Annotated in this window: 7 protein-coding genes and 2 tRNA genes; 3 read left to right on the forward strand and 6 right to left on the reverse strand. The window is 36.2% G+C overall.

Features of this window, described 5'->3' with window-relative positions:
* Window positions 1–259 precede the first annotated feature (259 nt).
* Window positions 260–336, forward strand: a tRNA-Met gene (locus B0X80_RS11955).
* 187 nt (window positions 337–523) lie between these two features.
* A tRNA-Met gene (locus B0X80_RS11960) sits at window positions 524–600 on the forward strand.
* A 513-nt stretch (window positions 601–1,113) separates the two neighbouring features.
* Here B0X80_RS11960 and B0X80_RS11965 read toward each other — a convergent pair.
* From B0X80_RS11965 to B0X80_RS11990, 6 genes are all read right to left on the reverse strand, one after another.
* Entirely contained in the window at window positions 1,114–1,815 is a 702-nt protein-coding gene (locus B0X80_RS11965; protein WP_077340565.1) for an SIR2 family NAD-dependent protein deacylase, read from the reverse strand.
* Window positions 1,816–1,912: 97 nt separating this feature from the next.
* A complete protein-coding gene (locus B0X80_RS11970; RefSeq protein WP_077340567.1) occupies window positions 1,913–5,026 on the reverse strand; it encodes an efflux RND transporter permease subunit in 3,114 nt (1,037 codons plus the stop codon).
* Window positions 5,023–6,306: an efflux RND transporter periplasmic adaptor subunit gene (locus tag B0X80_RS11975; protein ID WP_077340569.1), complete on the reverse strand. Its 1,284-nt coding sequence runs from the start codon at window positions 6,304–6,306 to the stop codon at window positions 5,023–5,025. Before B0X80_RS11975 ends, B0X80_RS11970 begins: the two co-directional genes overlap by 4 nt.
* Window positions 6,307–6,308: 2 nt before the next feature.
* A complete protein-coding gene (locus B0X80_RS11980) occupies window positions 6,309–7,712 on the reverse strand; it encodes a TolC family protein (protein ID WP_175623935.1) in 1,404 nt (467 codons plus the stop codon).
* Window positions 7,713–7,913: 201 nt separating this feature from the next.
* Complete coding sequence (locus B0X80_RS11985; protein ID WP_077340573.1) at window positions 7,914–9,050, reverse strand: aldose epimerase family protein; 1,137 nt, start codon at window positions 9,048–9,050, stop codon at window positions 7,914–7,916.
* 132 nt (window positions 9,051–9,182) lie between these two features.
* Window positions 9,183–10,775 (reverse strand): sulfatase family protein, encoded by a 1,593-nt coding sequence (locus tag B0X80_RS11990; protein WP_077340575.1) that lies wholly within the window; start codon window positions 10,773–10,775, stop codon window positions 9,183–9,185.
* 299 nt (window positions 10,776–11,074) lie between these two features.
* Here B0X80_RS11990 and B0X80_RS11995 point away from each other — a divergent pair, with 299 nt between their 5' ends.
* Window positions 11,075–12,472: a sulfatase-like hydrolase/transferase gene (locus B0X80_RS11995; protein ID WP_077340577.1), complete on the forward strand. Its 1,398-nt coding sequence runs from the start codon at window positions 11,075–11,077 to the stop codon at window positions 12,470–12,472.
* Window positions 12,473–12,919: the final 447 nt, after the last annotated feature.

The raw sequence follows: 12,919 nt of genomic DNA on the forward strand, positions 1-12,919 counted from the left end.
TCATAAATTCTTATTTCCTTAGCCATAAATTCCTTCCTACTTTAATATAGTATTCAAATAACGAACGATTTGATTAAAGAACCAACTAAGTCGAAAAAATATCATAAAAATGACATAAACTAGTTGCAATATTCTTTAACAATCCTTAGTATACGCCTCGTTCTCAGGGGACAGGTTTAAAACCTACTTTTGTTAACTTTCTTTAGTAATAGAAATAAAAAATTACTGGCTTGTTTAAGTTTTACTTAAACCATTCGGACGCGGGATGGAGCAGCCTGGTAGCTCGTCGGGCTCATAACCCGAAGGTCGTCAGTTCAAATCTGGCTCCCGCAACCAATTCTTTATATTAATTAGAATCAAAATAAATTAATGATGGGATATACGACCTTGGTCGTCAGTTCACTCTTTTCAAAATAAGTGGCTCCCGTAACCAACTTTTTACTCAAGTATAAAAGAGTTGTTCTTCTAAAGAGAATTAAAACCTTTAGGGCTTTCTTCTTATTTCTTAAGAAGTTCATTCGGACGCGGGATGGAGCAGCCTGGTAGCTCGTCGGGCTCATAACCCGAAGGTCGTCAGTTCAAATCTGGCTCCCGCAACCAATTCTTATATTAATTAAAATTACAATAAATTAATGATGGGATATACGACCTAGGTCGTCAGTTCACTCTTTTCAAAATAAGTGGCTCCCGCAACCAATTTCTATTTAAATACTCAAAAAAATACTTTTAACTTTTAGTCACGACTTATCGTCAGTTCACTCTTTTCAAAAGCGTGATATTTACGTAAATAGTTTGCTCTCTAAAACATAAAGCTTGAGCTTTTTTAATTCTGGTTAATCTTTCTTTACTGAAATCGGAATGGCGTTATTCGTTATATTTTTAAGTCCAAGTGAATTTACCGATACACTCGTTGCTTTAGATGATTATGCATGCACTTGACTCACTACTGTTGCAACACCAGCAGCACAACTAAGTTTTAAAAAAGCCTGCTTATCTAACTTCATAAGTTTTCCTTTTTACCTACTCATTCACCTATGTTCGATGACGAAGGGCTAAAACAATAATCCTTTACGGTAAATCATTAGAAAATTAGGTTAAGCAACCATTAGAAAATTAAAGAAAATTCTCCTTTAACGATTTAACTAATTTTGGAACACCGTTTGCTGCGGTATCTTTAATAACAGTAAGGTTTGCAACTGACTCTAGTTCTAAGTTTGTGGCGGGGTCTACATCAATATAATATACAGGAACCTTAGGTCCTATAAACGACACTAAGCCTGCCGCAGGATAAACTTGTAAGGATGTTCCGATAATAATAAATACGTCTGCAGACATTACTTCAGCTATCGCATTGTCTAGTTTATCAACCGCTTCTCCAAACCAAACAATATGGGGTCTTAGTTGACTACCTAACGGACATCTATCTTTTAAAGTTATATCCCCTAAACAATCAAAAGTAAGATCGGGGTTAGCTGAACTTTCGCTTTTCAGTAATTCACCATGTAAATGAATAACGTTTTTACTGCCAGCCCTTTCATGTAAATTATCGACATTTTGCGTAACAATAGAAACGTTTGCGTATTTAGCTAATTCAGCTAAAGCGAGGTGACCTGAATTGGGCGATACATTATATAAATGTCGTCTTCTTTCATTGTAAAAATCAAGAACCAACTGAGGATCTTTATGCCAGCCCTCTAAGGAAGCAACCGTTAAAAAGTCATGGCCTTCCCATAATCCATCAGCATCTCTAAAGGTATTAATACCACTTTCTTCGCTCATTCCAGCGCCAGAAAAAATAACAACTTTTTTACTCATACATCTAATCGTTCATATTCCATTATTTTTAATATAATAAACGTGAATTAGCTCTGATAGCAATTGAAGTATTATATTCTATTAGACTTTTATGTTTTTATTCCTTTAAAGCAGGAATATCTTCATTAAGTATACGTTTACGCCATTTTTGCCAATTTTCGTTCAGCCCGACACTTGCCCAGTAAAGACATGGCACAAAGACTAAGGTAATAATAGTTGCCGCGATAACACCATAAGCTAAAGACACTACCATAGGGATCAAAAACTTAGCTTGAACACTTTGTGCTGATAGCATAGGCATTAAGCCAATAAAGGTAGTTAAAGATGTTAATAAAATTGGCCTAAATCGAGTTTTACATGCCAGGAAAACAGCATCTTTTGCGTTTTTACCTTCTTTAACGAATCGATTAATTGCATCAACTAATACGAGGTTGTCGTTGATAACAACACCTGAGGCAGCCAAAATACCTAACATTGAAAACATGCCATAGCTTACATCATGAATAAGATGTCCTAATAAAGCACCTAAAAAACTAAAAGGTATCGCTGACATGATCAGTAACGGTTGGCTGTAAGAACGAAATGCAATAGCCATTAGCATATAAGCGACCATTATAGCTAAACCTTCTAGCACAATAACGGTTTGTTGAAATTCGTCTTCTGCCTGCATTCTTTCGCCACGACCAAAACCTACCTGCGGGTGTCGCTTTTGCCATTGAGGTAGAAAGTTATCTTTTATGTCGTTTATCATGGCAGCTCTATCATCGCCAGAGTATTCCCCGTAAACATAACCCGACTTGTAACCGTCTATTCGTATAATACGTTGTATGCCAGCATGAATTTCTAAATCAACAACCGCCATAAGGGGAATAGTTCGGCCGTCTCGACTTCTTATTTTTAAATGATTTAACGTTTCAATCGACTCACGCTCTACTTGCGAATACATTACTTTAACTTTTACATCACCACCTACTTTAGGCAGTCGTTGAACTTCTTGACCAAAGTAGGCTTGTTTAATTTGTTTACTAACTTCTTTAATACTTAACCCTAATGCTTCTGCGCCAGGTTTTAAATGAAAGATCATTTCCTGACTGCCTTTATCCATATTATCTCGTAATAAATAAACACCTGAATAAGTCGCTAAATGTAGTTTAAAGTCTTCTACTGCATCTTTTAATGCTTCAATATTTTGCGAATTAAAACTAAAACCAATTTTAGGTTCTTGTGTGTTTAGAGTAGATTTAAGTTCGATTTCTTCCGCATCAGGTATATCACCAATAAACTCTTGCAGCTTGGCTGAGGCTTCTTCAATATTCATCGCCCTTTGCTCAAAGCTTACTAATTTTATTTCACTAACAATGCGTGTTAAAGATAGCTGTGTGTATGCATGTTCAACCAGTTGCGGATTTTCCATGGTTTCAACATAATTTAAGAGTGCTTGTTGCCCTAATTGAATTTGACTAAGCACTTGCAACATACGTTCGTGCGTTGCTGTGGGAGGTAGATTTACTATCAGCCTTATTTTGTCGTCGGCTATTTGTGGCATAAAAGACTTATGAATATAGTTATTATTTAACAAACTAAGCCCGATAAATAAACTACCAATAAACAAAGCTAAAACGCTGTGTTTGTACTTATAGCTCCATGTAAGTAAAGGCATATAGATATGTTGATTCAGCCATTCTAAACTTCCTGCAAACTTAGCTTGTATACGCACCAACTTTGATTGCTTCGCATTAGGATCTTGGTGCTTCAAGTGGCGAAGATGCGAAGGTAAAATACATAAAGCTTCAAAAAGTGAAAACAATAAAGACAAAATAACAACGGTGGCGATAGCACGAGTAAACTCTGCGGTATTACCTGGTAAAAAAGCCATAGGAGCAAACACCACTACCGTAGTTAATACACCAAACAACACAGGTTTTGCCACTTGAGCAACCCCTTCAATTACCGCCTCTTCTCCGTCTAAGCCAGCTTCATGACTTAAATGAACGCTTTCACCAATAACAATAGCATCGTCAACCACAATACCTATTACCATTAAAAAGGCGAAAAGTGAGATCATGTTTAGCGATACATCAAAGGTAGGTAATAAAGCAAAGCTAGCAGCAAAGGCTGTACCAATACCAGCACTTACCCATAAAGCAATTTTAGGTTGTAAAAAGAGTAAAAGTAGAACAAACACTAAAGCTAGACCACTTAACGCATTAGTAAAAATAGTAGATAAGCGTCCTTGGTAAGCTTCGTTCCAATCAGACCAAATGGTAAGTTTTACACCGTCAGGTAATTGCGCATTTTTTTTATTAACAAAGTCATGAACGTTCTTAGACATGCTAGGAATGTCCATGTAATCACTGTTCAGCACATCGATTAAAATGGCCGGTTCGCCATCAAAAGTAGAAATAAAATGTGTATCTGCCAAACCGTCTTTTACCTGAGCAACATCACGAAGATATAAGGTAGCGCCATCTTTATTTTGCCTAATAACAATGTCTTCAAACTCTTGCTGCTCGTCTGCTCGGTTTCTTACCGACAACATTAATACGCCAGCTTCGTCACGAACAGTACCAGTAGAAATATTAATAGAAGAGTTACGAATGGCAGTAGAAACTTCATCAATGGTAATGTCGTAGGTAGACATTGCTTCTTCGGTGACTTCAATAGCGACTTCGTATCTACCTTCACCTTTTAAAACTACACTAGAAATCAGTGGTAAAGCTGAAACTTGCTGACGAATTTGATGGGATAAAGCAGCTAAAGTTTCTCGTTCCATTTGCCCATGCAGTGCAATGCGGATCATTTCTTTACGATTTGTTCTTTCTGTTACAACGGGACGTTCTGAGTCACTGGGCAAGCCGTTAACCGAATTTATTTTTTCTCTTATTTCTTCGGCAAACTTACGCTTATCAACTCGTTCTTTACCGGTAACGGTTATTGAAGCCTTGCCTTCTAAAGCTCTTGATACAACACGTTTAATACCTTCAACGTTTTTAATCGCGTCTTCAAAACGCACAATAATTTGGTCTTCAATATCTCTTGGGCCTGCGCCCGGCCAGCGCATATTAATGTCCATAATGGCCATTTTTTCAGTCGGGAAAGGTTCTTTTTCAATACTGTAAAAATAGCTAACTAAACCAGCAACAATTAAGCTAACCATGGCAAGGTTAGCCGCGATAGGATTTTTTACCCACCAACTAACAACTGACCTCATGCTCCTAGCCCTTCATTGGTGATTTGTTTTTTTCTATTTTTCTTATTTTTGTTCTTTTTAACCGCGGTGTTCGTGTTTATTTCTTTTCTGTTTGCATCATCCGCTGTATTTGCCTGTTGAATATCTATTTGCTGTTTATTTTGTAACGGCTTAACAGGCATACCCGGTGTGGGCGCAACTAAGGCTGAAATAATAATATCGGTATTGTTAGCTATGCCTTTAACCACAACAGATTGATCGTCTCGGTGGATCAGTTCGATCGTTTTAACTTGTAGGTTGCTCTCTTCGTCAACGTACCAAATTCTATTACTTGATCTGACGGCAGTCCGAGGCAAGGTGCTTGCGTTGTGAACTACACTTCCTTTGATTTTTCCGTTGACAAATAACCCAGGTAAAATATTACTTTTATTTTGATTTTGATGAATTTCAGCAATAACGTTTAAGGTACGAGTACGTGGATCAAATTGACCAGAAGTACGAACAATACGACCTTGCCACGACAATATTTGATTACCCATTTCAGCACTAAAAGTAACATCTACACCTTTGTTGTAATCTTCTTGATAAAAGTCGATAGGCAATTCTAAAATAGACAATTGTTTGCCATTTAAAGCTAAGTTTACTTCCATTATTTCAGCATTATAAATAGAGGTTAGCGTAGTGTTTCGGTTAATTTGTTGACCTACATTTACGTTTTCGCTTCTTACTACACCAGAAAATGGCGCTAAAATTTCTGTACGCTCTAAATCTAACTTGGCTTTGTCTAACTGTGCTTTAGCTGATTTAAGCTCTGCTTCAGCATGTTCTAGTTGTGGCAACCAACGGGCTAAATCGTTTGCATTGTCACGTCCTAAATTAACTAACTCTTGTTTAGCAACGTTAGCTTGCGCTCTAACTTTTTCTAGCTGTTGTTTAGCTTGTGCGACTTTAGCTTCACTTTGAATAACATTTAATAAGTAATCACTATCATCTACTTTTAATAGCAACTGGCCCTTATTCACTCGGCCACCTTCTACTAAGTTAGCGGCAACAAAAAGTAATCGCCCTTCTACTTGGCTGCGTAAATCGACTTGTTGTTTTGGTTTAACTTCGCCTTGGCTGTAAGCAAAGAGTTGTATGTCTTGCAGGTGCGATTTTTCAACAAACACTTTAAGCTTTTTGGGTTTGTAGTTATTTTTTTCAGCAACCGGCTTAAATACATCTAATGCGTATAATGTCGTTAAAATAAGGCTTACGATAACGATAAAGGGAATTGAGTCGACAAGTTTAACTTTTAACATAATTATATAGACTTAGTTAATGATTGAGGTACGCCTAAGGCGAGAATAAGTTGGATTCTATTTTTCAATCGAGCTGTTGATAATACCATCAGATCTACTTCTACTGCGGTGCGTGTTCGTTGTGCTGATAACAATTCAAAGCTATTTGTTACCCCCACGTTATACTGATCTTCTGTTTGCCTTTCTGCTTCTTTTGCTTCATGAAAAGCTTTTTCTAATAATTCTTGACGACGGCTTAATAAACTTTCGTTTTGAATAGCGGCTTCAACTTGTTGCCAAGCATCTAACAGCGTAGCTTTATACTGCTCAAATTGTATTTGTTGCTGTAAATAAGCTTTTTCAGCTTGCTTACTTAACACACCTTGATAAAAAACAGGTTGTACTAATGAAGCTGTTAAAGAACCTAGCCAGTAATTGATATCGAATAATTCACTGGCATCTGCGCGTCTAGCATCGTAGTTAAAATTAAGTGTTAGTTTAGGTAACATTTTTTTCTTGGCTACGTCCCAACTGTATCCCGCAGCAATTAGTGTTGCTTCTGCAGCTCGAACATCAGGTCGATTAAGTAAAATATCTTTAGGAGCTAATAAATTAATGCCTTGTTGTAATTCAGGTAAGGTAAGTTGTAGATCGAGTTTTTGTTCTGAGTAATTACCAAGTAATAAATTGAGTCGGCGCTTAGCTTGCTCACGTTTGTAATTTATTCTTTTTTGGCTTTCTAACAAACGGTACAAATTGGTTTTAGCATTACGTATATCAATACCTGTAGATAAACCATTATCTAAACGTGTTATCGACATATTTAAACGACGTTTTTGATTCTCTATATGATTTCTATTTAATTTAAGTAAATTGTTTTGTTCAATAACTTCTAAGTAAGTTATCAACACCTGCGATTGTAACGACTGCCTTGCAGCAACAAGTGCAAACTGTTGGGCTTTAGCTGTCCATGTTTTTTGCTTTTCAGTGCTGGCTAATTTTTGCCATAAATCGAGCTCCCAATTAACACCAACACCTAACGTTGCTAATTGATTAGTCGATTTAGTTAAATCACCACTTGACGATAAACTTTGATTAACACGTTTAGAGGTTTGTAAATTAATTTCAGGCCACAGAGATCCCGAAGCTATTTCGTAATCAGTGATCGCCTGCTTTACTCTAAGTGCGGTAATACTTAATTGAGGATTGTTTTTTTCAGCCAGCTGCAATAATTCTTGCGCTTGCGTTGGTAGTTGCATACCCCATTCTAAATCTTCACCTTCAGGTAAAAATTGTTGTGACTGGTTTAACCAATTGGTCGAAGCCAAGTCAGCAAGATGTGAAACTGAATGTTTTTGTTCTTGGCTAATATTAGCACTACAACTTGTTAATGAAATAAAAAGGAAAATACTAACAACTTTAATCATATTTGCACTTAAGTATAACGTTTGCCTTAAAATACATTTATTTCTCAATTTGCACAATTGAGCATATTTAAACTTTATTGATTTAATTTGATTTAACATCTAAGAAATCACTCATACTCGAACTTTTACTATCAAAATTCGATTGAAAAAATAAAAATTCAACCATTTAAATATCACCACTTACTTATAAAATATCTGTTATTAATCTGCAGAAAAAGCAAATACCGTTGCAGAATAAAACGGGGTTGATGGCGATAATACGTAAGTTTCAAACAGCGCTTGTGCAGGAGCATTAGGTAGCTGAGACGTTTCTATACAAAGGCCCTGATGGGGTTTTGATGGAATATTATTTTTACCTATAACGCTGTTATTTAAGTAATTAGCGCTATAAAGTTGAGCACCTTGCTCAGTAGTTGATATTTTTAAAGAGCGCCCAGTTTTTTGATGATATAAATGCGCAATATCTGTTAATTCACCACGTTTATTTTTAGCTAAAAAATAATGATCATAACCTTTACCAATTTGTAACTGTTTGTGATTTTTTAGTATGTCTTGACCCACAGTTTTAGCTTGTTGAAAATCGAAAGGGGTATTTGTGACGTTTATAAATTTTCCTGTTGGAATAGACTCAGAATTAAGCTCAAGCATAGTTTTAGCATTAAGGGTAAGTTGATGATCAAGGATGTCGGTATTTCCATTACCTGATAAATTAAAGTAACTATGTTGAGTTGGATTAAACAATGTGTCTTTATCTGTTTTTGCCCTGTATTCAACAATAAGTTTGCCGTCTTGAGTGACAATATAACTTACTTTAGCGTGTAATTCGCCGGGATAACCTTCGTCACCATCTGGGCTTATTAAGCGTAAATGTAGAGCAACGCTATGATTCTTTTTTTCTGTTTCAGCTTGCCATACTTTTTTATCAAACCCTTTAAGACCACCGTGTAATTGATGTGGGGGACGGTTAATATTTAGTTGAATAGTTTTATCGTTTATTGTTGCCATACCATTTTCGATACGATTAGCATAGCGTCCTACTAACGCTCCAAAAAAACGATTTTTATGTTCATAGTCAGCTAAATTGTCGTAGCCAAGTACAACGTCTTGCCAAATGCCATTACGATCTGGCACTTCAATATTAGTGATTATCCCGCCGTAATTAATCACTTTAACGCGAATACTGTTGGTAATTAATTCATATTGCTTAATTAGCTCACCAGAGCTTAACGTGCCATAGTCTGAAACAGTAATACTCGTATTTTTTGGTTGAATAATATCTGGCGAAAAACTACAGCTAATAACACTTAGTGATAGTAAAAAAATAATACACTTAACCATAATTCATACTCGCACACCCAGTTAAAATTGTTATAAAAATCATTTATTTAGCTAATAAAAAAGCGAGAACTAAGCAAAATAACATAAGCTTAATTCTCGCTTTTATCGTATCTGTTTATAAACAGAGTACCGTTATTTTAATGCTTTAATTTGATCAATTTTAGCTTGTAACATTTGCGCTAAATCTGGATGTTGTGCAACCACATTATTTTGCTCTGCAGCATCTTTTGATAAATCGAACAATTGAGGTTCAGCTTGTAAGCCATTTTCAATTGCGGTTTTATTTGCTAACCAATCAGGTGTTGAGCCACTAAATGGTGCAATGTATTTCCAGTCTCCGCTACGAATAGATAAAGTAAACGACTCTTCTAACATATCTTCACGACCAGCTATTGTTGAATCCAATAAAGCAGGTAAAACATTTTCACTGTCAATTGCTTCACCTTCAGCTAATTCAACGCCAGCTAATTCAGCAAGTGATTTATAAAAATCGATATGGCTAATAAGTGCGCTGCTTTCGCCTGACTTTTTCAAACCATTTGGATAAGTCACTATCATAGGTACACGAGTACCTGACTCATAAGCACTATATTTACCGCCTCTATATCCACCTGATGGATCGTGATCACCAATAAGCTCTACTGATTGATCAAAATAACCATCGTCAACAACAGGGCCATTATCACTTGAGAATATAATTAATGTATTATCGTAAATACCTTGTTTTTTAAGTTCATCAACAACTTTTCCTGTCATCCAATCCATTTGCAATATCGCATCGCCACGAGGCCCCATACCTGATTTACCGGCAAACATTTTATTAGGTGAACGAGGTACATGAATATCGTGAAACGGGAAAAACAACATGAAAGGTTCATTTTTACTTTCTTGAATAAATTTAATGGCTTTATTAGTAAAAACAAATGGGAAGTCTTCATCGACCCATTCAGCAGATTTACCACCAGCCATCCAACCAATACGGCTTACACCATTAATGATAGAAGCACTATGTTGTAAATCCGCAGTTTGTTTTAATAAATCTGGACGTTCAGTGCCAACCGGACGGTCGCCAATACGTTCTTTATAACTTACAGTGATAGGATCGTTTTTGTCTAAGCCAACAACATGATGGTTTTCTAGATAAACTGTAGGTACGCGGTCACCGGTTGCTGGTATTAAAAAGCTATAATCAAAACCTAACTCCAATGGACCCGGTTTTACCGCTTCATTCCAATTAACTTCCCCTACGCCTAAACCTAAATGCCACTTACCAATAACCGCTGTTTTATAGCCAGCACGTTTTAACATTTTAGGTAAGGTTGGTTTGGTATGATCAATAATTAACGGTGCATCTCCCGGAAGAATTGCCGCGTTATTACGAAAAGCATATTGTCCCGTTAACATAGAGTAACGAGACGGAGTACACGTTGCCGCTGAACTGTGAGAATCAGTAAAACGGATGCCTTCCTTGGCCAAAGCATCTACATTAGGTGTTTGGGCTTGTGTCATGCCATAACTACTTAAATCCCCGTAACCTAAATCATCTACATAAAAAATTACAATATTAGGCTTACTGCTTTTTTGTGATTTTACACTCACCAGTGGATTTTGTTTTTCATCTTGTGCTGCTTGACCACTATCAGACTTCATTTCAGAACAAGCCGTAGTTAACAAACAAGCAAAACCAACACAGGCTAAAGATATAAGAGACTTTTTGGTTATCATACAAACCTTCACTATTTTAATTTACATTAATGAAACTTAATTTGCTCAATATACTACCGCACCACCTTATAATTTTCCAGACAAAATAAAATCAGCGCTATCCCTAATAAAAAACCAGCTTAAAAAAATAAAACTTAACATTTATAAAACAACAACATAAAACAAAAAACACCAACAAAAACACCCAATAAAAAACAAACAAAAAAGACAAGTTTAGGATAGCGCTATCTAAAAATATTACTTTATTTTTATTTTTGTTTTACTATCTATATAACAGCATAAATCAGGAAAGTTAAATAATGAAAACACGTTTTCAATACACCACGGGGCTACTCATATTAAGCCTACTAACAAGCATGCCATTATTGGCAAGTACTGAAGCTAAAAAGCCTAACATTCTTTTTTTATTAGCTGACGATTTAGGCTACGGTGAACTTGGCAGTTACGGCCAACAAACCATTAAAACGCCAGAAATAGATAAGCTAGCAGCTCAAGGTTTAAAGTTTACCGATTTTTATGCTGGGAACGCCGTATGTTCTCCTTCTCGAGCAGTACTGATGACAGGTAAGCACGCTGGGCATAATACTATTCGCGGTAACAAAGGTTTTTACAAAAAAGATAACCGTTGGGGCCGTGTTTCATTACGCAAAGACGAATTAACCCTTGGTCAAATGATGCAAAACGCCGGCTATCAAACCGCCTTTATTGGTAAATGGCATTTAGAAAATCCAAATGATTTAGATACATGGGCTTATTCAAGAGGCTTCGATTACGCAGTGCAAGAACAATGGCAACGTAACGACAGTAAAATATATTTTGATGAAACCGCTCATTGGATCAACGGTATTAACGACAAAAAATTATACGACTATACAAAGTGGGACAACATTGACGAATTTCGTACTAACTTTGCAACTGAATACTTAGACACAGTAAGAACAAAAGATAAGCCTTTCTTCCTTTTTATGTCGTACCGCACACCACACCCTCATGAGCCAATGTTAAGAAACAAATCAATGTTTGCTGACAAAGACTGGGCTGAAGCAGAAAAGCATCACGCTAAAAAAATAACCCTTTGGGACAAACAAGTAGGCCGCCTGATCAAACATTTAGAAACCATTGGTGAACTTGAAAACACACTAATCGTATTGACCAGTGATAATGGTGGCCATGGCGAAGCCAATCATGATTATAAATTTTTTAGCAGTAATGGTTTATTACGTGGATTTAAACGTGACCTTTACGAAGGCGGAATACGTGTTCCTCACATAGCGGTATGGCCTAACAAAATAAAACCCGGCACAGTTAGCCATCACATTGGTGGCTTTCAAGACTTTATGCCAACCTTCGCTGAAGTTGCTGGCGCTAACATCCCTGAGGTAACCGATGGTATCTCTATTTTACCCACCTACTTAGAGCAACAAAGTAAACAAAAACAGCACCCTTACCTTTACTGGGAAGAACAACGTAATAAAAATCCTAAAACAGGTATATTAAAAGCGATTAGAGAAGGTCAATGGAAAGCAGTACAAGTTGGCTCTGAAGGAAAAATTGAAATATATAACTTAAACGATGATATTTCTGAAGCTCAAAACTTAGCGACTAAATACCCTGAAAAAGTAAAACGCTATAAGAAGCTATTTAAAGAATCATCAACTTATAATCCTAACTTTCCTTATGCGAGTACAAGCGACTAAGTCTGCTTTGATTAAAGGGGATCGCTTTAATCAGGTAATCATTCAAATCAGCATAAACAATCACGTAACTACCCAGCTTACGTGATAACTTTCTATTAATTGAAATAGCCCTTCCCTTCACCATAAAATCCAATTAACTTTAGTATTGAAATACGGCGATAAAAAGCAAAATGTAGCCTAATAGATAACTAACCCACACTCGGTATAATCGATTTTATAATTTGATGATTATTTGCTGATTTATAAATAAAAGATGATAAACATGAATAGCATCCAATTAACATGACTGTAATCCTCATTTTTAAATGACCTCATCATTAAAAAGATATTTGTGAAAGAAAAATAAAATGTTCGGAGCTATTGATTATCGCACTGTTTATTGTGAGCTGTTTTGTATAGGTTCATCACAAACCACCACATGAATACATCTTAAACATGTTCAAGCAT

It is taken from the genome of Pseudocolwellia agarivorans (assembly GCF_002000085.1).
GTDB lineage: Bacteria > Pseudomonadota > Gammaproteobacteria > Enterobacterales > Alteromonadaceae > Pseudocolwellia > Pseudocolwellia agarivorans.